Origin of the sequence: Hoeflea algicola, assembly GCF_026619415.1 — a bacterium.
In the GTDB taxonomy this organism is placed as follows: Bacteria; Pseudomonadota; Alphaproteobacteria; order Rhizobiales; family Rhizobiaceae; genus Hoeflea; species Hoeflea algicola.
In genome coordinates this window covers 4,748,957-4,771,178 of the sequence record NZ_JAOVZR010000001.1, presented here as the reverse complement: position 1 = coordinate 4,771,178, position 22,222 = coordinate 4,748,957, and the positions used below count along the sequence as shown (strand labels likewise).

The window sequence follows — 22,222 nt, the reverse complement described above, 5'->3', positions numbered from 1 at the left end:
CATTGGTTTCGTTAGCCAGGCCGCAATAGATCGCGTCGGCGCCGGCATCGACCGCGGTGCGCAACGCCGCCGGGGTTCCCGCCGGGCAAACCAGCTCTGGTTTGCGGCTCAGTGCGGGCTCGGTCATGGCTGGTCTCCCGGTTTTGCCTTGCGCAGCCGCGTCAACGCGAACCGCAGCGGGGCGTAGAGTGGCCCGCTCATATGCACCAGATCCTCGATAATCGAGCCTTCAAGATCATCGAGCGCACTGCGCAGGCAGACTGCGGCTTCGGTGTTGCCGCTGATGGAAATATCTCTGGAGAAAAACAGCGCGTCGGAATCTGCAGTGCCGTCCATGACATCAAACAAGGCCGAAAACGGGCCGGCAATTGTGGCATCAGGGTCGAGTTGCTCGGTGCGTCTGTGTGCGGTCAGGCCGGGTGCATCCGGATCAGGTCGCAAACGCAGGACAAATGACAACTCGGCAACATCGATGACATAGGTGGAATGGATGTGCGGGCCGAGCCGCTCGAACAGTTCCGGACGCTGCCGCGCCACTTCCCGCACCATCCGCCGCAGGATCGACTGAATCGGAAACAGCGGCAGTGGCGCCGTGATCTTGCCGATGAGCCTTGGCAAATTGTCAGCAGCAAAAACCGACTGCCGGGGCAGAGCCGGTGCTGCGCGGCTTGTCTGGTGCGGCATCTCGCCAACCTTCGGGATATGCGATCAATCCGACATCGGATCGCTCGACTGATGGTTTGGGGTAACACAGGGCCGATACCGGCTTTTGATCTAGATCAACGAATCTGCACGTAGGGGCTGCAGGGAAAAGCCGCGTCAATTTGGCACTTCTGCGGGCTTGCAGGCGCACAGGCTCCACGGCGCCGGCCTCGGACGTCTGCCGCTGCAGCCAAACAGATGCAGGGGGCAAAGGCGCTCGGCACTGGAATCGTCGAGGTTTCATCGCTAGATAGAAATGATGAGCACGTTTTATTATTCCAATCCCATCGGCCTCGAACACATAGTGCCCACCGGCCACCCGGAACGTCCGGACCGGTTAAGGGCGCTCGAGGCAGTCTTTGAACACGAGCATTTTGCCTCGCTCGAACGCCATCTGGCGCCGGAGGCGGCGGCTGAAAGCGTGCTGCTGGCACACCCGGAATCACATCTCGCGCGGGTCCGCGCGGCGATCCCCGAATCTGGCATGGCGCAAATCGATGCCGATACGGTGGCAGGCCCGCGGGCAATGGAAGCGGCCCTGATCTCGGTTGGCGGGGCAATGGCGGCGGTCGATGCAGTGTTTGCCAAGGAAGCCGACAACGCCTTCGTCGCCACGCGCCCGCCGGGACACCATGCCGAGAAAGACCGCTCGATGGGGTTCTGTCTGTTCAACCAGGCGGCGATCGCTGCGCGGCACGCGCAAAAGGTTCATGGCGCAGAGCGGGTGGCGATCGTTGATTGGGATGTTCACCACGGTAACGGTACGCAGGACATTTTCTGGGACGACGAAAGCGTGTTCTACTTCTCCACCCACCAGATGCCGCTTTATCCGGGCACCGGTGCGCTGGGCGAGACCGGCAAGGGCAACATCTTCAACGCGCCACTGTCGACCAATGACGGCAGCGACCATTTTCACGAGGCGTTCCGCACCCGGATCCTGCCGGCGCTTGAGGCTGCGCATGTGGATCTGATCATCATCTCGGCCGGGTTCGACGCCCACCACCGCGACCCGCTGGCCGAAATCAACCTGGTGGCTAACGATTTCGACTGGGCCACAGGCAAGGTGATGGAAATCGCCGGCCGTCACGCCAATGACCGGGTCGTCAGCCTGCTCGAAGGCGGGTATGATCTGGTTGGTCTTGCCGAATCGGCGGCCGCCCATGTCATGCGCCTGCAAAAAGGTTGATCGATGAGCCAAGCCAACGACATTTCCGAGATGAGCTTCGAAGCTGCAGTCTCCGAACTCGAACGTATCGTCGAGCAGCTCGAACGCGGCGACGTGGCGCTCGACAAGTCGATCGAGATCTATGAACGCGGCGAAGCGCTGAAGGCCCATTGCGAAAAGCTGCTGTCAGCCGCCGAGAAACGGATCGAGAAGATCCGCCTCGACCGGCAGGGCCAGCCGACCGCGACCGAGCCGCTCGATACCAAATAGAAACGCGGACACAGGAGCATGGCATGAGCTTTTTCCCCGGCGGCGACCCGGAACCCGGCGACGCCTTTTCCTGTGATGCGATCGAACATCTGATCATCCCATCCTCGCGCGATATCGGCGGTTTTTCGGTCAAGCGGGCGTTGCCGACAGCGCGCCGCCGGATGGTCGGTCCGTTCATCTTTTTTGACCGCATGGGCCCGGCCATTCTCCGCGCCGGTGATTTCATGGACGTGCGACCGCACCCGCATATCGGACTGTCGACTGTAACCTACCTGTTTGACGGCGCGATCCGCCACCGCGACAGTCTGGGCACGGAAATGGTGATCAAGCCCGGCGACGTGAACCTGATGACAGCCGGTCGCGGGATTGTTCATTCAGAGCGCTCGCCCGAGGAAATGCGTGGCGGCGACATGCCGATGTCAGGACTGCAAACCTGGCTGGCGCTGCCCGACCATCTTGAAGAAACCGATCCGGTATTCTCGCATACCGACATTGCGGCATTACCCGAAATCACCGATGCGGGCGTGCACGGCCGCGTGGTGATGGGCAATTTTGGCGGGCTGGTCTCTCCGGTGCCGCAGCACATCGGCACGCTCTATGTGGATCTGGCACTGGCGCCCTCGACCTCGGCACCGTTTGATGCCAATTGGGAGGAACGGGCGCTGTATCTGCTGGAAGGCGAGGTCGAAATCGCCGGTGACCGGTTTGGCCCGGATCAGTTGCTGGTGTTCCGACCCGGCGACGCCATCACAATAACTGCCGGCACGTCCGGCGCACGCATGATGCTGTTTGGCGGCGACAGCATTCCCACCAAACGCCATATCTGGTGGAACTTCGTTTCCTCGTCGAAAGAACGCATCGAGCAGGCCAAGGCGGAGTGGCGCAGCGGCCGTTTCGACATTGTCCCGGGGGATGCAGAAGAGTTTATCCCGCTGCCCGATTGACGCCTGCATTGTAAGGCCTACCTTGCGGATCAACCCGCGCAGGGCAAGTTGACCCTGCGGTGTTGCGACGTTGGACCGGGTTTACACGTCAATCTTTCCGGGTTACGGCGTGATCGATTGTGAGGCATAATTTGACAAACCTGCCAGCTACCCCGCTTCTGGACACCGTCCGGATACCATCCGACCTGAAGAACATCGACGACAAGCAATTGCCGCAACTGGCGGAGGAATTGCGCGCCGAGATGATCGACGCGGTGTCGCGGACCGGCGGACATTTGGGCGCAGGCCTTGGTGTGGTCGAACTGACGATTGCCATCCACAAGGTGTTCGACACACCCCATGACCGGCTTATTTTCGATGTCGGGCACCAGTGCTACCCGCACAAGATCCTGACCGGACGGCGCGACCGAATCCGCACCCTGCGCCAGGAAGACGGCCTGTCGGGTTTCACCAAGCGCGACGAAAGCCCCTACGATCCGTTTGGCGCGGCACACTCGTCGACGTCGATTTCCGCCGGGCTGGGCATGGCCGTGGCAAGCGAAATGACCGGCACGCGACGCAATGTGATCTCGGTGATCGGCGATGGCGCGATGTCGGCAGGGATGGCCTATGAGGCCCTCAACAATGCCGGTGCGCTGGATGCGCGGTTGATCGTCATTCTCAACGACAATGACATGTCGATCGCGCCGCCGACCGGTGCGATGAGCGCCTACCTGGCACGGATGGCCTCGGGGCGCACCTATATGGGCTTCCGCGAAGCCGGCAAGAAATTGACGGCCTATCTCGGCAAGAACATCGACCGGGCAATCACCCGCGCCGTCGAGCATGCGCGCGGCTATGTCACCGGCGGCACCATGTTCGAGGAGCTGGGGTTTTATCACATCGGACCGATTGACGGTCACAATCTCGAGCATCTGTTGCCGGTGCTGCGCAATGTGCGCGACAATGGCGACGGGCCGGTGCTGATCCATGTCGTCACCCAGAAGGGCAAGGGTTATGCGCCCGCCGAAGCAGCGGCGGACAAATATCACGGCGTCAACAAGTTCGATGTCATCACAGGCGCTCAAGCCAAGGCCAAGCCGAATGCGCCGAGCTACACCGCCGTCTTTGGCGAGACCCTGACCCAGGAAGGCGCTCTTGACGACAAGATCGTGGCTGTCACCGCCGCCATGCCATCGGGCACCGGGGTGGACAAGTTCGCCAAGGCATTTCCCGGACGCACCTTCGATGTCGGTATCGCCGAGCAGCATGCAGTGACCTTTTCCGCCGGCATGGCGACAGAGGGCATGAAGCCGTTCTGCGCGCTCTATTCGACCTTTCTGCAGCGCGGCTATGACCAGGTGGTCCATGATGTGGCGATCCAGCGGCTCCCGGTCCGCTTCCCGATTGACCGGGCCGGGTTTGTGGGCGCCGATGGCGCCACCCATGCGGGCTCGTTCGACACCGCCTATCTCGCCTGCCTGCCCGGTTTCGTGGTGATGGCGGCGGCTGACGAGGCCGAGCTCAAGCACATGGTGCGCACGGCCGCTGCCTATGACGAAGGCCCGATCTCGTTTCGCTATCCGCGCGGCGAAGGGGTTGGCGTAGAAATGCCCGAACGCGGGCAGATTCTCGAGATCGGCAAGGGCCGGATCATGCGCGAAGGCACCAAGGTGGCGCTGTTGTCGTTCGGCACCCGGCTTGCCGAGTGCCTGCTGGCGGCAGAAGACCTGGAAGTGGCCGGACTTTCGACCACTGTGGCCGACGCTCGTTTTGCCAAGCCGCTCGATCATGAGCTGATCCGGCAACTCGCGCAGCACCATGAAGTGCTGATCACCATCGAGGAAGGCTCGGTCGGCGGTTTCGGCAGCCACGTGCTGCAGTTCCTGAGTACCGAAGGGCTGCTTGATGGCGGGCTGAAAGCACGAAGCATGGTGATGCCCGACATCTTCATGGATCACGCCGCACCGGCGACGATGTATGCGCGTGCAGGGCTGGACCGCAAGGGCATTGTCGACACCGTGTTTGGTGCGCTGTCGACCTCGCGCGCCAAGCTCGATGCGTCGCGCGTACTGTAGCCTGCACGGCGCTCGAACGCTTCCGGTTACCTTCTTGAAACCATAGGTGTTTGTAGCCTCGTAACCACGTCTTTTGGGCGTTCCGAAAGGTCCTTCTGCTAGTCTCTGGCCAATGACCGGGGACTTCAGGACGATGTTTCAATGACGCTGCCCAGACCAAAAATAGATACTTTCGCCTGGCTTCTGGCGTTGCCGGTTCTGGCGCTGGTAACGGCTTCACACGCGGTCGCAGCTGACGGCCAACCGCGCTACGACCGGCGGATTGAGGAAGCTGCGATCCGCATGCTGCAACCCAAGCTCGGCAGCATCCGCGGCACGCTGGATCTTCACACCGAGGACCACATTTTCCCAAGATTGCGCCAGCGTCTGGCCGACAGCGGCACGCCCAACTGGCCTCCCGATGCGTCTGGTGACACCCGGCTAGGCAGCATCATACGCTACTGACAATCGCGCTATTTGCCATAAAGCGCTTGCCCTGACCCCGCTTACGGGCCAAGACGGCGTCATGTCCAATATATCTTCGCCCCCCTTCGCCCGATAAAGACCGGTTGGACCAGATGCTGGTGCAACTCGGACATTACGACAGCCGCTCGCGTGCGCGCGATGCCATTGCCCGTGGCGCTGTGGTGGTCGACGGCCACCCCGTCACCAAGCCCGGCACCCAGGTCAGCGCAACCGCCGCAATCGAGATTTCCGACCCGGCGCGAGACTATGTTTCGCGCGCGGCCCTGAAACTGAAAGCCGGGCTGGAAGCGTTCGACTTCGATCCTGCCGGACGCGATGCGCTGGACATCGGTGCATCAACCGGCGGCTTTACCCAGGTATTGCTCGAAGCCGGCGCCACCCATGTGGTGGCAGTCGATGTCGGCCATGACCAGTTGCACCCCACGCTTGTCGCTGACCCGCGTGTCAGCAATCTCGAAGGCGTCAACGCCCGCGACTTGACGGCCGCCCATCTTGAGGGCCGCACGATCACGGCAATCGTTTCCGATGTGAGTTTCATATCGCTGAAACTGGCGCTGCCCGCCGCCCTTGAACTGGCCGCGCCGGGCGCCTTTGCCGTGCTTCTGGTCAAGCCGCAATTCGAAGCCGGACGAGCCGCCATCGGCAAGGGCGGGATGCTCAAATATCCCAAGCTCGGCCGGCAGATCGCCGAGGATCTGGTGCAATGGCTGGCTTCCCAGCCAGGATGGCAGGCGGTAGGTCCGGTCCCTTCGCCTATTGAGGGGGCGACGGCAACCGCGAATACCTCATTGGAGGCGTCAAGGCATGAGCACACGCACACTCGACATTACCCGGCTTGGCGGCCAGGGAGACGGCATCGCCGAGACTCCGGAAGGGCAGATCTTCGTGCCGTTCACGCTGCCCGGCGACCGTATCACCGCGGCCGTCGACAAGGGGCGTGGCACGCTGATTTCGCTGATCGAGCCGTCACCTGACCGGGCAACCCCGCCCTGCCCGCATTTCGGCGCCGACAGCGACGAAGCCGGATGTGGCGGCTGCGCGATGCAGCATGTCGCCGATGCAGCCTACCGCGACTGGAAACGCGAGCTTGTGGTCTCGACTCTTGAGGGGCGTGGCATCATGGCCGAAGTTGCCCCACTGGTGACCTGCGCACCCGGCGCCCGGCGCCGGGTGGTGTTTGCCGCACGACGTACCGACAAGGGCGCGATTCTGGGTTTCAACCGCGCCTCCAGCCACCAGATCGTGCCGATTGAGACCTGCGTTGTCGCCTCGGAGCGAGATCAACCAGGCACTGCCGGCGATCCGGCGACTGGCGACAGCGGTTGCCGTCGGCAAGGAGGCGTTCCGCCTTTCCGTGCTCGACACGCTGTCGGGCTTCGATCTGGCGGTTGATGCCCCATTCAAACTGTCGGAAGCAGACCGTTTGCGGATCAGCGCGTCGGTGCGCAAGGAAACAGGCGTGACCCGGCTCAGCTTCAACGGCGAGATCCTGATCGAAATTCAACCACCTCAACTGGTCTTTGGCGATGTTGCCGTCAATCCGCCACCAGGCGGTTTCGTGCAGGCAAGCGAGGCGGCCGAGACGCTGATGGGCGATCTGGTTACAGCGCATCTGCAAAAATGTAAACGGGTGCTCGACCTGTTCTCGGGGTCAGGCACCTTCGCGCTGCGGCTGGCCAGGCAAAGCCATGTGCATGCGGTGGAAAGCGACGGGCCCTCGCTCGCGGCGCTGGACAAGGCCGCACGGCGCGTGCCCGGGCTCAAACCGATAAGGGTGGAAAAGCGCGACCTGCTGCGGCGACCCTTGATGACAGCGGAGCTGAAGACCTATCAGGGGCTTGTATTCGACCCGCCACGGGCCGGCGCGGAGGTGCAGGTGCAGGACATCGCCCGCTCGACCGTCAAACGCATCGCCGCCGTCTCCTGCAACCCGGTTACGCTGGCTCGCGATCTCGAGATCCTGATCAAGGGGGGCTACAAGATCACCTCGATCACCCCCATCGACCAGTTTCTCTGGTCGGCCCACGTGGAAGTGGTGGCGCTGCTGGAACGGCCGAAAAGGTAGGCCACTGCCTCCTGCCTTCTCATTCCGGCCGGAGCCTGTTGCACAAGCCCAGCAATAACAGGAACAAAGCGCCGAGATGAAAAGGCTCGGCGCGATGCCATTAAGCGCACCCTGAAATCATCAATCGCCATTGCCAAGCCAAGGCGCAGCCTTCACGGTGAAAGCATGCGGTCCTTCGATCCGCTTCCAAGGGAGACTCACGATGAACAAGACCATCGCCGTGGCCGCAATCATGCTGACTTCATTGGCGTTACCGGCCAGCGCCGGACCAATGCCATCGGGGGCGTCAAGCCTGCCGGTTCTTTCGTTGGTTCTGACAATTGCCGCCAACACAAATTGCGAAGGTCTGAAGACTGACCTCGATGCTGTCCAGGACGACAGGGACGCTTACAATGGCAATGAGGAGAACTGGGCGCTCAAGGACGAAATCAGAGACCTCGACGAAAGGCTCGAAGGCATCCGGGACGAAATGTCCGCCGCCAGCTGTCCCTGACCTCACCGGGGTCCCATTCTAGCAGGCCCCTTCGACACCCCGCCTGGATCTGGCATGGCCGAGCTTGCCAACCCGACAAGGTGATTTCGGTGCGCGCCCCAACCCGCGGGCCAGCGTTCGGGAATGCAGAGACTTGGAATGCCGGCAATTGGCAGGAGGAAACCCTGCTATTTCTTGCGCGCCATGAAGTTCTGGAACGCGGCCAGCGCTTCGGCGCTCTTGAGCTGGTTGCCGAAAAGTTCAGCTTCCTCGCGCATCCGCGCCATCACCAGTTCCGGATCGGGTTTGACCAGGCGGCGGGCAATGGCCAGCGCCTTGGGCGGCTTCTGTGCGAGATTTTCGGCGGCGGCCATCACCGTGGCTTCAAGCTCATCCGAGGACACTGTCTTGTAGATCAGGCCGGCGCGTTCTGCTTCATCACCTGAAAACGGGATGCCGGCGGCGAGCAGCGCAAAGGCTTTCTGATGTCCCATGGCGGCGGGTGCCAGCAGGCTGGAGCCGGCTTCGGGCACCAGTGCCAGATCGACAAATGGCGTGTGAAAGCGCGACTCCGGCGTGGCAAAGGTCAGATCGCAATGCAGGTTGATGGTCGCGCCGACGCCGACGGCCAGGCCATCGACACCTGAAATGATCGGCTTGCCGGCGATTGCCAGCGCTGCCAGAAAATCCAGCACCTCGGTGCCCATCGATCCACCCATGGCGACTGCCATAAAATCCTGCATGTCATTACCGGCGGTAAACGCGCCTTGCGTGCCGAGCATGACATGGACGCGAACGCTGTCGTCATTGTCGCCGGCGATCAACGCCCGGGCCATCGACGTGTACATGGCGCGGGTAATGGCGTTTTTCTTTTCCGGGCGGTTGAAGCGGATCACGTTGATGGCGCCGTTGGCGCCAGCGCGCTCTGTCAGGATGTGGTCGGTCATGGGTATCCTCTTGAAAATCAGGCGAGTGCTGCGGTGGCGAGCTCGAGGCTTGCCGACCCGCTGGTCACGGCAGTCACAAGGCCTGCGGTCTCGGGCGCCAGATTGAAGGCTGCAAAGCGGGCAAGTGCTGCACGTCCCTGGGCTTCCGGCGCGTCCTGATCGGCCAGTGCACCGCGCACCAGCATGGCCGTGGTTGCGGTCAGGCCGAACAGCCGTAGATAGGGTGTGGCGCCGGTCAGCGCGTCGACCTGACGGCCTTCCGAGGCAGCCGATTGCAGATAGGTGGTGGCGGTTTCAAGATCGGCAATCGCCCGATCGAGTCCTTCGGTGACACCGGCAAGTGCCGGTGAATTCGAGGCCCGGGCGGCCTCCGCGTCGGCTTTGAAATCGGCGATGAAGGCAGCGACCGTCGCGCCACCCGAAAGCGGCAGCTTGCGCATTACCAGATCGATGGCCTGGATGCCGTTGGTGCCCTCATAGATCGGCGCAATGCGGGCGTCACGCAACAGCCGAGCTGCGCCGGTCTCCTCGATGAAGCCCATGCCGCCATGTACCTGGACACCGAGCGAGGCGACCTCGAGACCGATATCGGTGGCAAAAGCCTTGGCAATCGGTGTGATCAGCCCGGCGCGTTCCGACCACGCCTTGGCTTCGTCGCCTTCGCTGACGCGGGCCATGTCGAGCGCCTCCGCGCAGGAATAGCAGATGGCGCGCGCACCCTGGGTCAGCGCCTTCATGGTCATCAGCATGCGGGCGACATCGGGGTGTTGGATGATCGGGCTCATGCCCTCACCCTTGTATCCCGCTACGCGGCCCTGGGTGCGGTCCTTGGCGTAGGCCAATGCCTTCTGGTAGGCGGCCTCGGCGATCGCCACGCCCTGCATGCCGACAGCGAGGCGGGCGTTGTTCATCATCGTGAACATGCAGGCAAGGCCGCGATTTTCCTCGCCAATCAGCCAACCGATGGCGCCGGGCTGGTCGCCAAACTTGCCGTCGCCGTAAATCATCGTGCAGGTCGGAGAGGCGTGGATGCCGAGCTTGTGTTCTAGGCCCGAGCAGAACACGTCATTGCGTTCGCCCAGCTCGCCATCATCGCCAACAAAGAATTTCGGCACCAGAAACAGCGAGATGCCGCGGGTGCCGGCCGGTGCATCCGGCAGGCGCGCCAAAACCAGATGGACGATGTTGTCGGTCAAATCATGCTCGCCATAGGTGATGAAGATTTTCTGGCCGAAAATCCGGTAGGTGCCATCGCCAACCAGTTCGGCGCGGGCCTTGAGCGCATTGAGGTCGGAGCCTGCCTGCGGTTCGGTGAGGTTCATCGTCCCCATCCATTCGCCGGTCACCAGCTTTTCAAGATACTTAGCCTTGAGATCGTCAGTGGCGTGCTTGTCGAGCGCTTCGACCGCGCCCATAGTCAGGGTCGGGCCGATGCCGAAGGCCAACGACCCGGAGTTCCACATTTCCAGCGCCGCCACCGACAACAGCATCGGCAGCCCCTGCCCGCCATATTCCTCGGGACCGGTCAGGCCGTTCCAGCCACCGTCGATCCAGTTCCTGTAAAGTTCCTTCCAGCCCGGCGGTGTCGTCACGGCGCCATCTTCAAGCAGCGCACCATGGCGGTCGCCGATCTCGTTGAGAGGGGCTATTTCATCGGAGGCGAAGCGGCCGGCTTCGCTGAGTATGGCGTCGACCAGATCCTCGCCCAGATCACCAAACCGACCCGCATCAAGCGCCTTGCGCAAGCCTGCAACGGATTTCAGTGTATGGGCAATTTCATCAACCGGCGCACGATACATCAAGTCTTCTCCTGTTTGCCGCCTGCCGCTTACGCAGGGCTCCAATCGCGGTTATCGCTAAGTGATTTTTACGTAAACGTCAATTTACGGGGCGCGCCAATCTGGACAAGGCGTCGACTCCTCGCAACAAAACACCATTTTTTAACCATGTTTCCGCCAGCATGGCCAGTCATCCCTTCGCGCAACCCGAAGGGATCGGGCCCTGGACGGAGCCACGCATGAGATTTTGCTTTTCACTATGGCCGGCGCTTGTCGTTGCGGCCTTGCTGGCAGCGCCTGCGACAGCCGCGGACACGCAGCCATGGAAGACCACCAGCAACGCGCTGGTGATCGACGCCTACGAGATGAACATCATCGATTGGGAAGAGATGCTGGGCGACAGCCGGATTGCCGCCTTTGTCAGCAAGGCATCGGACGGGTTGCCGGAAAGCTACAGTTGCAAGGACGGCCACAGGGGTGACACGCTGGGGCATTGCCGCACCATGTGGCGCAAATATGCCGTCAGCCGCGAGCTCTACCAGACCCGCCGGATGCTGGCTAAATCGAGGGGCTTGCTGTGGGGCGCCTACCATTTGGCGCGGCCCGGCAATCCGATCGACCAAGCCAACCACTTTCTCGATTTCGCCGAGCCGGCTGAAGACGAAATGATGGTTATCGACATTGAAGACATCAACGCCGACAAATTCATGTCGCTTGAGGACGCGGATATCTTTGCGCGCCACGTCAAGGCGAGAACCGGGCGCTACCCGGTGCTCTACACCAACCATGTCACCGCCAAGGCCATCGCCGCCAACCGCGACGCCTACCCCGTGCTGGCGCGATTGCCGTTGTGGTATGCACGCTACAAGCCCTCCATCGCCGGGGTGTTTCCGATGGGCAATTGGCAGAGCTATGCGCTGTGGCAATTCTCGACAATGCACAATTGCAAGCGGAAATCCTGCCCCTACCGGGTGCCCGGCACGCTCAAGGACATTGATGTCAATGTCGTCGCCATGGACAGAAAGACGCTTGAAAAGACATGGCCGTGGGGTGAATTGGTTCCGGAACGCGAACCGGGCGATGCTGCGACAGTGCTGGTTGCAGCCAGCAGCACCAATACCGATACGATCCTGACCGGATCGATCAATGCCACCGCACGGCTTATGTCGCCAGCCGCTGACACCGGTCTGCATCCGGCGCCGCGCCTGAAAGATGGCGGCATCCCCATCCCGGTGCTGTCGCATCGCTGGGAACTGCCGGAGGTGGCCGCCTACCGCCATGTGCAACTTCCGGCAATGCCCGAGGCGGGACCGCGCTGGACCGGTACTGTGGCAGGCGGTCTGGTGCTGCAGCCAACCAGGGCGAAGACCTTTTTGCGCGTCCGTCTTTGCCAACGCCTTCGCCGCGGATAGACGTCGCAACCGGTGTGGAGGCCTCCCCTCTGCCTGCCGCTTCTTCCCGAGTCGCTTCACATTCGGCACGAGGCCGGATCGATCCCAGATAGCTTGGCACAGCGCCTGGGCATGGTGCTGCGACCACGCGTGTGTTGCGCACCAGTGGTACGGCTGATAGAGCGGCGGCAGATATAATGGACACCTCCGGCATGGCCCGCATTCTTCCGATTTCCGACCCGAAAACACTCGATGCCGCACTCTCAGCGCTGCAAAGCGGCGAAGCAGTGGCGGTTCCCACTGAGACCGTCTACGGACTGGCGGCGGACGCTACCAACCCGGCAGCGATCACCCGGATCTACGAAGCCAAGGGCCGTCCGCGGTTCAACCCGCTAATTTCGCATATGGCGGACCTGGAAATGGCCCGGGCGCATGTGCTGTTTTCACCGCTTGCCGAAAAGCTCGCAGCGGCCTTCTGGCCGGGTGCGTTGACACTGGTGCTGCCGCTCAACCCGGAAGGCGACATCCACGATCTCGCGACAGCCGGACTTACTACGGCTGCGGTCCGGGTTCCCGAGGGCTACGCCCGCACGCTGATTGCCGCATTCGGCCGTCCGTTGGCCGCCCCCAGCGCCAATCTTTCGGGCCGGATCAGCCCGACATCGGCACAGCATGTTGCCGACGATCTGGGTGATCGGATCGGCCTGATCCTCGACAATGGCGCCTGCCGCATCGGGGTGGAATCAACAATCGTGGCCGTTAACGACGAACAACTGACTTTGCTCCGGCCGGGCGGAGTTGCCGTTGAAGATATCGAAGCGGTCGCCGGTGTTTCGGTCGGGCGGCGCGCGCCCGGACAGCATGGCGCGGTGATGGCTCCGGGCATGCTGGCCTCGCATTACGCACCGCAATCGACGGTGCGGCTGAATGTGCAGATGGCAGAGCCGGACGAATCGGTCATCCGTTTTGGTGGCCAGGCGCTGGCAAACGAGGAACAGGCGCATGCGGTCATGGACCTCTCGCCCGCCGGTGATCTGCGCGAGGCCGCAGCCAACCTATTCTCCCTGCTCAAGCGTGCCGACAAGGCCGGTGGTCGGGGCATCGCGATCGCGCCGGTTCCTACCCACGGACTTGGCGAGGCCATCAATGACCGGCTGGCGCGGGCGGCCGCGCCGCGCGACTGATCCGCTCGCGTTATAGCTGTCACCGCATCATTGTGACACGCGCCCTCTCGACTTGGGCCGGTCGCAGCGGTAAATCCCGATCATGCCCTATCCCTTGACAGACCCCGCTCTGATTGATCGTTTCGCCGCCATCACCGGCCCAGCGAATGCGTTTACCGATCCCGCCGACATTGCTCCGCATCTCATCGAGCTGCGCGGTCTCTATCAGGGCGAAAGCCCGCTGGTGCTGCGCCCGGCAAATACCGACGAAGTGGCGGCTATCCTCAAGCTCGCCCACGAGACCGAAACAGCGGTGGTGCCGCAGGGTGGCAATACCGGGCTGGTGGGCGCGCAATCGCCCCGCGCGGACAAGGCTGAAGTAGTGGTCTCGCTGTCACGCCTCAATCGGATCCGCTCACTCGACCCGCTGGGTCAGACCATGGTGGCCGAAGCAGGCGTCGTGCTGGGCCGGGCGCAGCAGGCAGCCAGCGAGGCGGGCCTGCTGTTTCCATTGTCGCTGGGCTCGGAAGGCTCCTGCCAGATTGGCGGCAATCTCTCGTCCAACGCCGGCGGCACCGCGGTGCTTGCCTATGGCAACATGCGCCAGCTTTGTCTGGGTCTCGAAGTGGTGCTGCCCGATGGCGAGATCTGGCATGGCCTGCGGGCGCTCAAGAAAAACAATACCGGGTATGATCTACGCGACCTGTTCATCGGTGCCGAGGGCACGCTCGGGATCATCACGGCAGCGGTCCTCAAGCTCTACGCCGCACCGCGCGGGCACGAAACCATCTATGCCGGCGTCGACAGCCCCGAGACGGCACTGAAGCTGTTCCGGTTGGCCCAGGATCTGTGCGGCCCGTCGCTTACCGGGTTTGAGCTGTTGCCGCGGATCGGCATCGAGTTCACCACCCGCCATATCAATGGCGTCCGCGACCCGCTTAGCGCGCCCCATCCCTGGTATGCGCTGATCGATATTTCATCGGGGCGGTCCCAGGAGGCAGCGCGGGCAATGCTGGAGGACCTGTTCGTGGCCGCCGATGCGCAGGGCCTGATCCGAGATGCGGCAGCGGCGGAAACCGAGGCCCAGCGTCAGGCATTCTGGAAACTGAGAGAATCCATGTCCTGGGCGCAAAAACCCGAAGGCGGTTCGATCAAGCACGATGTTTCGGTGCCGGTGGCGCGGGTGCCTGAATTCCTCGCCCTTGCCGACCGAGCCGTGCTGTCGGCCATCCCAGACGCGCGGATTGTCGCCTTCGGCCACATGGGCGACGGCAATATTCATTACAACATCTCCCAGCCCGTCGGCGCCGACAAGCAAACGTTTCTGGCGCGGTGGGGCGAGATTAACAAAATCGTCCATGCAATTGTTTTGGAATTGGACGGATCGATTTCCGCCGAGCACGGAATTGGCCAGCTCAAGCGCGATGAACTGGCCGCCATCAAGTCCCCGGTGGAAATGGCGATGATGCACCGCATCAAGCAGGCGTTTGATCCCAAGGGTATCATGAACCCGGGCAAGGTGCTTGCTTCCCGGTAACCTTTCCAAATCGGAAATGGGACGGTGTTCTTTCGCTAACCATCTCCAAAACATAGCTTTTCTTAACCCAAAAATTTAAGGCGGCGGGAACGGCCGCCGGGGCATTGTCCGTCTTGTGAGAGGGCGAAAAGCCCCGGACGAGAAGACCGGATAACCGGCTCTCAAGGGTTACAGAAGGCGATAATAATGACCAACACAGTTTTGAAGCCCGTATGGGCCGGGTTCGAACTCAGACTGGACCCAGGCAATTTTCCGCAACGGGTGTCCTATGCGGCACGTGACGACCTGCAGGAAGTTTCGGTGACGCTCGATCACCGTGGTGCGGTGGTCAAGAAGATGCTGTCGAAATCAGGCCTGCCGCTGTCGATCGCGCTGCCTGCCCGCGCCTTCAAGGGTGTAGCGGCGCGCGCCATCGATCATGGCGACGGCACGGTGACGGTAACGCTGGAACTGCACCACAGCGACAGCGCCTTGTGCGTGCCGCTGCTGGTTGCCCATGATCTTGACGATATCGCCGCCGACTGGCGCACCTGGGCGGAAATCTATGGCCTGCCGATGATGATGGTGGAGGCCGATGGCATCGCCCGTCCGCTCGACGACGGCCAGAACCAGCCGGCAACGGCGCCGACACGCCGCCGCCGCCACAACCAGATTGCCGACCGGCGTCCGCGCTTTCTGGTGCGTCGCTCCACCGGCAAGATGGGCATTCGCATGCGCATCGAGGGCCGCGAGATCATCGCGCGGCGCTAAACCATCATAGCGAAACGACCCAAAATCCCGGTTGCTTGAAAGAAGCGGCCGGGATTTTGCTTGTCACGGGAGTGCGGTGTTCAGGCGAGCAGCGCTGTAATGAGGCCAAGAAACACGATCAGACCGACATGGCTGTTGGCCTTGAACAATGCCAGGCACTGGTCGGCATCGTCAATATCGATGACCCGGATCTGCCAACCAAGCAGGACAATCGCCAACGCCAGTCCGGCATAGGCGGGCCATGCGACCGCAGTCAGAACGAAAGCCGACAACGCAAGTGCTGCAAACAGCCCGTAAAACGCAACCAGCCAGGCTTTGGTGTTGGCGCCAAACAGCCGCGCGGTGGACCGCACGCCGACCAGCGCGTCGTCCTCCTTGTCCTGATGGGCATAAATCGTGTCATAGCCGATGGTCCAGGCGATCGCGCCGGCATAAAGCAGTAGCGGCGGCAGCGACAGGGAACCAAACATCGCCGCCCACCCCATCAGCGCGCCCCAAGAAAATGCCAGGCCGAGAAAGAATTGCGGCCAATCGGTAAATCGCTTGGCAAAGGGATAGATCGCCACAACAGCGAGCGAGGCTATGCCCAGCGCAATCGAAAACCCATTGAACTGGACCAGCACCAGAAGCCCCACCAAGGCCTGGATGAACAGGAACGCAATTGCCGCACGGCGTGAAATTCGGCCCGACGGCAAGGGCCGCGACCGGGTGCGCGCCACCATCGCGTCGATCTTGAAGTCGACCAGATCGTTCCAGGTGCAGCCGGCGCCGCGCATGGCAATCGCGCCGGTCATGAACAGGATAAGGTGCCAGAGCGTGGTTGCGGGCGTCCAAATGCCGGCCTGGCTGGCTACATTGGCGGCAAGCCCTGCCGACCAGAAACATGGCCACATCAGCAATTGCCAGCCGATCGGGCGGTCCCAGCGGGCAAGCTGGGCATGCGGCCAGAGCGCGCGCGGCAGCACCCGGTAGACCCAGTTGCCCGAGGGCGCATCGGCGACCCTGGCGGTTTCGGTTTCGGATTCGGTGGTTTGTGGAGCTTCCGACATGGCGCGACTGTTGGCAGCAGTGCCGGCTGGCGTCAAGTTTCGCGCTTCAACATCCTGCTTTCGGGCGATTGGCATGGGAGCAGACACACGCCTTGTCTTGACGCTGAGGCTGCTATTCCCTACCCCGTCCCCACGCCCGCAAACTGCGCGCGGGAGCTTGCAACGGAGTGCGCAAAGATGAAAATCCTGCTGATTGGATCGGGCGGCCGCGAACATGCCTTAGCCTGGAAGATGGCACAATCGCCGATACTCGACACCCTGTTTGCCGCACCCGGCAACCCGGGCATCGCTGAGCACGCGACGCTGAGCGATCTCGATGTCGGCGACCATGCCGCCGTGATTGCATTCTGCCGCGACAAGAATATCGACCTGGTGGTTGTCGGACCGGAAGCACCGCTGGTTGCCGGTCTTGCCGATGCGCTTGTTGGCGCCGGCATCCGCGTGTTCGGCCCCTCGGCGCAGGCGGCACAGCTGGAAGGCTCGAAGGGCTTCACCAAGGATCTGTGCGCGAGCCAGAACATTCCCACCGCTGCCTATCAGCGTTTCAACAATGCGCCAAAGGCCAAGGCCTATGCACGGGCGCAAGGCGCACCGATCGTGATCAAGGCCGACGGGCTGGCCGCCGGTAAAGGTGTCACCGTGGCGATGACCATCGAGGAGGCGATGGCCGCGATCGAGGATTGCTTCGAGGGCGCGTTTGGCACAGCCGGCGCGGAAGTCGTGGTCGAGGAGTTCCTGACCGGCGAGGAGGCCAGCTTCTTTTGCCTGTGCGACGGCAAGACAGCGCTTCCGTTCGGTACGGCCCAGGACCACAAGCGTGTGGGCGACGGCGACACCGGCCCCAATACCGGCGGAATGGGCGCCTATTCACCGGCGCCGGTGCTGACCCCTGAACTGATCGAGCGTACCATGAAGGAAATCATCGAGCCGACCATGCGCGGCATGGCCGAGATCGGCGCGCCGTTTACGGGTGTTCTCTATGCCGGATTGATGATCGACGCCGACGGCCCCAAGCTGATCGAGTACAATGTGCGTTTCGGCGATCCCGAATGCCAGGTGCTAATGATGCGGCTCAAGGACGACATCGTGGTGCTGCTCAACGCCGCCGCCCAAGGTGGCCTCGCCCATGTTTCGGCACGCTGGAGCGACGAGGCGGCGCTGACCGTGGTGATGGCGGCCTCAGGCTATCCCGGCACACCCAAAAAAGGGACGCCGATTGCCGGACTGGCAGCGGCCGAAGCAGACGGCGCCAAGGTGTTTCACGCAGGCACAGCGCTCAACGGCGCAGAACTGGTCGCCAATGGCGGGCGCGTGCTCAATGTCACCGCGCGAGGGCCGGGCGTCAAAACCGCGCAGGCGCGGGCTTATCACGCAGTGGACGCGATTGACTGGCCGGACGGCTTTTGCCGCCGCGACATCGGCTGGCAGGCGGTTGCGCGCGAGTCCTAGAGAATTTCAGGGGCTGTTTGAAGCACTCCATCTTAATCAATTGGTTACCTCTTTCGACAACCGGATCGTAACGGCCCTGAGCTAGAGTGAACTCACCAGAACCGGTATTTCCGGCGAAAAGGGGAGTAGCCACCATGCTGAGATTGATCCTGACGGCGAGCCTGTGTGCAGGTGCCAGTGCAGCCAGCGCCTCATCGATCGGACCGTACACGGCGACCGGGAGCGAGCGGACCAGCATCGTCGAAATCGGCTGTCCGGCTTGCGTGCGCGAAGCTGCGGAAAAAGCCGCCGCCGAAGCCGAAGTCAAACTCGGGCTGGGCGAGCAGATCATTGAGGTCCGGGAAGTCGACGGCCAGATGATGATCTACCGCACCGAAGGGTGGCTGGGCGGATCGCCGGTGACCATGGTGCGCAAAGCCAGCGACATGGACCTGGTTGCGCTGGGTGTCTCCCAGCCAAGTGAAACCCAAATTGCAGACCTGCCCAAGGCTGCCGACGACGTTGCGGCTGATCAGCCGATGACTGCTGCGGCCATCATCAAAACCGACATGCCACGAACCGCAACGCCGGTGACCGAACCGGTGCTGGTGGCACCGCCGCTGTACAAGCCGGTGATCGCCAACACCGCGCCCGGGATCGACACCGAGGCCACGACGTCGGCGCTGGGCATTGATACCGCCGAAGCAGCCAAGCCGTTTGATGCGTCAAAATTCGAGCTCAGGCTGAACTAGCCCTTCCCTGCCCCGCACAGACCCCAACACCGGGTCGTCGCGAAGGCACCAGGCCGGCGCCCTCCTCCAGGGGTTGCCGGCTTCGGGCATTGGAGCTTTCCCACGCACGAACTCTGACCACAGGCTGTGGCCTCGGCTGACCGGCAAACCGGGCCGGCTTGCGAGAGTTGCTATCCGGCGATACGGGAGAAGTCGGCGACTGCGCCGGTGGCCTGACGGATCATGGCGAGCAACGCGAGGCGATTGGCCCGAGCACTTTCAACTTCTGCGTTTACCAGCACTGCTTCAAAAAATGAATCAACGGGTTCACGTAAAGTGGCAAGTGCGCTCATGGCGGCGGAATAATCTTCATTCCCAATCGCTTGAGTCGCTGCGCTGACAGATTGATTCACCGCAGCAAAGAGGTTTTTCTCGGCATCGAACTCGAACAACGCCGGGTCAACCGTCTCGGCAACAGCCGTGCCCTTCTTCTCCTCGGCGGCAAGAATATTGGCGGCGCGCTTGGCGCCGGCCAGCAGGTTCTTGCCGTCCTCGGTATCAAGGAACGCACCCAGTGCCTCGACGCGGCGGGTAATGTCCAAGAGGTCATCGGAGGACGGCGTGATCACCGCGTCGATGAGATCGTGGCGGGCACCCTTGTCACGCAGGTAAACCTTGAGGCGGTCGTGGAAGAAGGATAGGAGGTCATTTGACCGTTGTATTTCCCAGTCCTGAGGCGGAATGCGGAAACTCTCGCTAGTCAACACATTGACCGCTTTGTCGGACACGTCAGCAAGCTCAGCCACAGTTTTTGCCATCTCGCTATTCAACTCAACAATTGGAAGCGAAATTTTCTGAGCGTACGCAGTCTTCAGCATTTGTCCCATGACTCTTCGCCCGGCAATAACAAAGCCAGGCCACCACCCCAACTCTATTTGATTCTCGACCACTATCCGGATCATGCCCAGCGCCGCGCGGCGGAGAGCATAGGGATCCTTCGACCCTGTCGGCTTTTCGTCGATGGCCCAGAAGCCGACCAGCGTGTCGAGCTTGTCGGCCAAGGCGACGGCGATCGACACCGGGTCGGTCGGCACTTCATCTGACGGGCCTTGCGGCTTGTAGTGTTCTTCGAGGGCTGCTGCGACGCTCGCATTCTCGCCCTGCAGGCCGGCATAGATGCGGCCCATCACGCCCTGCAATTCGGGGAATTCGCCGACCACTTCGGTGGTCAGATCAGCCTTGGCGAGCAGTGCCGCGCGGGTGGCCAGCGCCGGATCGGCACCGACCGTTGGCGCCAGTTCGGCCGCCAGTTTGGCGATGCGCTGAACGCGTTCGCCCTGCGAACCAAGCTTTGCGTGGAAGGTAACGTTCAACTGATCCAGGCGCGCCATGCGCTGATCGAGCGGCTTGGTCATATCGAGTCCGAGCTTTTCAGCCGAAGTTTCAAGCTTGGCCATGTCGGGCAGATTGGCCTGGTCGGTGGTCCAAAAATAGAGTGCATCGGAAAGCCGCGCGCGCACCACCTTGGCGTTGCCGAGGGCGATTTCCTTGCCGCCGTCGCTGGCCTCGATGTTGGAGACCAGGATGAACTTGTTGGACAGCCCGTTGCCGGGCTTTCTGAGCACGAAGCATTTCTGGTTGGTCTTGATGGTCAGCCGGATAATGTCGTCGGGGATCTGCAGGAAATCCTCCTCGAACTCGCCCATCAGCACCACCGGCCATTCGACCAGTCCGGAGACTTCGTCGAGCAGCGCCTCGTCCTCGACCAGTTCCAGCCCGGAGGCAAAGGCGAGGTTGCGGGCATCGGAAAGAATGATTTCCTTGCGCCGGTCGGCGTCGAGCACCACATGCGCGCGCTCGAGCTTTTCGGCGTAATCGTCAAACCGCCGCACGGTGAACGGATCGGGCGCGTGAAAGCGGTGGCCGGCGGTCTGGTTGCCGGCGACAAGACCATCAATGGCAAAATCGATGACGGTCGGGTCCTCGGTTTCCGGGCCGAAAGTGCAGATGATCGATTGCAGCGGCCGCACCCATCTGAGCGCTTCGCCACCCTTGCCTTCGATGCCGTTGTAGCTTGCGCCCTTGGGCATAGAGGCACTGCCCCAGCGCATTGATTTCGGCCAGGAGAAACCGCGAATGATGCCCGGCATCACGTCGGCGATGATCTCCTCGGCGGACCTGCCCGGTCGGGAAATGCGGGCGAGATAGAAATCGCCCTTCTTCGGATCGGTATGAATATGGGCTTCGGAAATGTCGTTGAGCCCGGCCTTGCGCATGAAGCCGGCGATTGCCTGTTCCGGCGCCTTGGTGGATGGGCCCTTGATCTCGTCTTTGACGTCCTTGGACCGAGCGGTCAGGCCGCGAACATCCAGCGTCAGCCGTCTCGGCGTCCAGTATTCGCGCGCGGCCTGGTAGGTCAGGCCCGCATCAACCAGTGCGTCGGTCACGGATTTGCGCAAATCGCCGGCAGCCTTGCGCTGCATGCGTGCGGGAATTTCCTCGGAGCGGAGTTCAATCAGTAGGTCGGGCATGGGATATCCTGCAATCGGAATTCGGCCGGGACTTAGCAAGCCCGGCCGGAAATGTCATCTGTCGATTGAGGATTATCCGCCCAAGCAGGGACGCGCCCTGTGCGAGAAAGGGACAATGAGGACACCTGGCTCAGTCGAGCGACTGACCGAACGCGATGTCGCGGCCATCGGGATCCTGGATACCGAACTCGAGCACTCCGTAATCCTGGACGCAGGGGCCGTAATCGATCGGCGCGCCGGCTGCGACAAATTCCGCATGCAGCGCCTTGGCGTCATCCACCCAGAAATAGGCGTTCCAGAGCTTGTCCTTGATATGCCAGTTGGGGATGATTTCGTGACCGGCAGGCTTTTGCGACAGCATCAGATGCATGCCGTCGCGGCGAAGGATGGCGAAATCCGGCGGGTCCCCCCACAGATTGGCGGTAAAGCCGCACCGGGCCTTCCAGAATTCGACGCTCTCGATCAGATTCGAGGCCAGCATCACCGGAGCCTGTGCCGTCAATCTCGCCGGTGTCATCACACAGCCAACGCCTTGTGCGAGCCATCGCAAAAGGGTTGGCCGTCGGTCTGTTTGCAGGCGCAGAAGAATTTCGCCCCACTGGCTTCGGCGGTCCATTTCACCGGGGAAAATTCGGTACCCTTGTGGCTGCCGTCGCAAAAGGGCTGCTTGGCCGAACGACCGCAGGCGCACCAGAAATAGTTCTTTCCGGCCTCAACCTCGATGCGAATGGGGGCGGTTCCGGCGATTTGACCTTTGGCCATGGCACTATTCCTGTC

At 62.1% G+C, this 22,222-nt stretch carries 19 protein-coding genes and 2 pseudogenes; 14 read left to right on the top strand and 7 right to left on the bottom strand.

Features of this window, described 5'->3' with window-relative positions:
- Positions 1 to 123: 123 nt before the first annotated feature.
- Positions 124 to 684 (bottom strand): ubiquinone anaerobic biosynthesis accessory factor UbiT, encoded by a 561-nt coding sequence (ubiT, locus tag OEG84_RS23090; protein ID WP_267655942.1) that lies wholly within the window; start codon positions 682 to 684, stop codon positions 124 to 126.
- A gap of 277 nt (positions 685 to 961) precedes the next feature.
- On the opposite strand from ubiT, the gene OEG84_RS23085 reads away from it, so the two are divergent.
- The 8 genes and pseudogenes from OEG84_RS23085 (at position 962) to OEG84_RS23050 (ending at position 8,161) form a co-directional block, all read left to right on the top strand.
- Positions 962 to 1,888 (top strand): histone deacetylase family protein, encoded by a 927-nt coding sequence (locus OEG84_RS23085; protein ID WP_267655941.1) that lies wholly within the window; start codon positions 962 to 964, stop codon positions 1,886 to 1,888.
- A 3-nt stretch (positions 1,889 to 1,891) separates the two neighbouring features.
- On the top strand, positions 1,892 to 2,137 hold the full coding sequence (locus tag OEG84_RS23080; protein WP_267655940.1) for an exodeoxyribonuclease VII small subunit: 246 nt from the start codon (positions 1,892 to 1,894) through the stop codon (positions 2,135 to 2,137).
- 23 nt (positions 2,138 to 2,160) lie between these two features.
- Positions 2,161 to 3,081, top strand: a complete 921-nt coding sequence (locus OEG84_RS23075) for a pirin family protein (protein WP_267655939.1) — start codon at positions 2,161 to 2,163, stop codon at positions 3,079 to 3,081.
- 131 nt (positions 3,082 to 3,212) lie between these two features.
- Positions 3,213 to 5,138: a 1-deoxy-D-xylulose-5-phosphate synthase gene (gene dxs / locus OEG84_RS23070; protein WP_267655938.1), complete on the top strand. Its 1,926-nt coding sequence runs from the start codon at positions 3,213 to 3,215 to the stop codon at positions 5,136 to 5,138.
- Between the two features lie 141 nt (positions 5,139 to 5,279).
- Positions 5,280 to 5,582 (top strand): hypothetical protein, encoded by a 303-nt coding sequence (locus OEG84_RS23065; RefSeq protein ID WP_267655937.1) that lies wholly within the window; start codon positions 5,280 to 5,282, stop codon positions 5,580 to 5,582.
- 113 nt (positions 5,583 to 5,695) lie between these two features.
- A pseudogene (locus OEG84_RS23060) lies at positions 5,696 to 6,411 on the top strand (TlyA family RNA methyltransferase).
- Positions 6,408 to 7,668, top strand: a pseudogene (locus OEG84_RS23055) (class I SAM-dependent RNA methyltransferase). The pseudogenes OEG84_RS23060 and OEG84_RS23055 overlap by 4 nt, the downstream one beginning before the upstream one ends.
- 202 nt (positions 7,669 to 7,870) lie before the next feature.
- Complete coding sequence (locus tag OEG84_RS23050) at positions 7,871 to 8,161, top strand: hypothetical protein (RefSeq protein WP_267655936.1); 291 nt, start codon at positions 7,871 to 7,873, stop codon at positions 8,159 to 8,161.
- A gap of 167 nt (positions 8,162 to 8,328) precedes the next feature.
- Here OEG84_RS23050 and OEG84_RS23045 read toward each other — a convergent pair whose 3' ends face one another.
- The gene (locus tag OEG84_RS23045) at positions 8,329 to 9,087 is read right to left on the bottom strand and encodes a crotonase/enoyl-CoA hydratase family protein (protein WP_267655935.1); all 759 of its coding nucleotides are present in this window, start codon (positions 9,085 to 9,087) and stop codon (positions 8,329 to 8,331) included.
- A gap of 17 nt (positions 9,088 to 9,104) precedes the next feature.
- A complete protein-coding gene (locus OEG84_RS23040) occupies positions 9,105 to 10,886 on the bottom strand; it encodes an acyl-CoA dehydrogenase family protein (protein ID WP_267655934.1) in 1,782 nt (593 codons plus the stop codon).
- Positions 10,887 to 11,104: 218 nt separating this feature from the next.
- Between OEG84_RS23040 and OEG84_RS23035 the strand changes: the two genes are divergently transcribed.
- From OEG84_RS23035 to OEG84_RS23020, 4 genes are all read left to right on the top strand, one after another.
- Positions 11,105 to 12,277 carry a glycoside hydrolase family 25 protein gene (locus OEG84_RS23035; protein WP_267655933.1) on the top strand — a complete coding sequence of 391 codons (1,173 nt, stop codon included), beginning with the start codon at positions 11,105 to 11,107 and terminating at the stop codon, positions 12,275 to 12,277.
- Between the two features lie 191 nt (positions 12,278 to 12,468).
- Positions 12,469 to 13,440: an L-threonylcarbamoyladenylate synthase gene (locus tag OEG84_RS23030; protein WP_267655932.1), complete on the top strand. Its 972-nt coding sequence runs from the start codon at positions 12,469 to 12,471 to the stop codon at positions 13,438 to 13,440.
- An 82-nt stretch (positions 13,441 to 13,522) separates the two neighbouring features.
- Positions 13,523 to 14,956 carry an FAD-binding oxidoreductase gene (locus OEG84_RS23025; RefSeq protein ID WP_267655931.1) on the top strand — a complete coding sequence of 478 codons (1,434 nt, stop codon included), beginning with the start codon at positions 13,523 to 13,525 and terminating at the stop codon, positions 14,954 to 14,956.
- Positions 14,957 to 15,142: 186 nt separating this feature from the next.
- On the top strand, positions 15,143 to 15,706 hold the full coding sequence (locus OEG84_RS23020) for a DUF6101 family protein (RefSeq protein ID WP_267655930.1): 564 nt from the start codon (positions 15,143 to 15,145) through the stop codon (positions 15,704 to 15,706).
- Positions 15,707 to 15,786: 80 nt separating this feature from the next.
- Here OEG84_RS23020 and ubiA read toward each other — a convergent pair whose 3' ends face one another.
- Positions 15,787 to 16,755, bottom strand: a complete 969-nt coding sequence (ubiA, locus tag OEG84_RS23015; protein ID WP_267656301.1) for a 4-hydroxybenzoate octaprenyltransferase — start codon at positions 16,753 to 16,755, stop codon at positions 15,787 to 15,789.
- Between the two features lie 177 nt (positions 16,756 to 16,932).
- Here ubiA and purD point away from each other — a divergent pair, with 177 nt between their 5' ends.
- Both purD and OEG84_RS23005 read left to right on the top strand, forming a co-directional pair.
- Positions 16,933 to 18,204, top strand: coding sequence for a phosphoribosylamine--glycine ligase (gene purD / locus OEG84_RS23010; RefSeq protein ID WP_267655929.1), 1,272 nt, complete (start codon positions 16,933 to 16,935; stop codon positions 18,202 to 18,204).
- 134 nt (positions 18,205 to 18,338) lie between these two features.
- Complete coding sequence (locus OEG84_RS23005) at positions 18,339 to 18,935, top strand: plant virulence effector HPE1-like domain-containing protein (RefSeq protein WP_267655928.1); 597 nt, start codon at positions 18,339 to 18,341, stop codon at positions 18,933 to 18,935.
- Between the two features lie 170 nt (positions 18,936 to 19,105).
- Here OEG84_RS23005 and glyS read toward each other — a convergent pair whose 3' ends face one another.
- The 3 genes from glyS to OEG84_RS22990 all read right to left on the bottom strand — a co-directional run bounded on the left by glyS (position 19,106) and on the right by OEG84_RS22990 (position 22,207).
- Positions 19,106 to 21,445 carry a glycine--tRNA ligase subunit beta gene (gene glyS, locus OEG84_RS23000; RefSeq protein ID WP_267655927.1) on the bottom strand — a complete coding sequence of 780 codons (2,340 nt, stop codon included), beginning with the start codon at positions 21,443 to 21,445 and terminating at the stop codon, positions 19,106 to 19,108.
- A gap of 130 nt (positions 21,446 to 21,575) precedes the next feature.
- Positions 21,576 to 21,962 (bottom strand): VOC family protein, encoded by a 387-nt coding sequence (locus tag OEG84_RS22995; RefSeq protein ID WP_267655926.1) that lies wholly within the window; start codon positions 21,960 to 21,962, stop codon positions 21,576 to 21,578.
- On the bottom strand, positions 21,962 to 22,207 hold the full coding sequence (locus OEG84_RS22990) for a CDGSH iron-sulfur domain-containing protein (protein WP_267655925.1): 246 nt from the start codon (positions 22,205 to 22,207) through the stop codon (positions 21,962 to 21,964). Before OEG84_RS22990 ends, OEG84_RS22995 begins: the two co-directional genes overlap by 1 nt.
- Between the last annotated feature and the right edge of the window lie 15 nt (positions 22,208 to 22,222).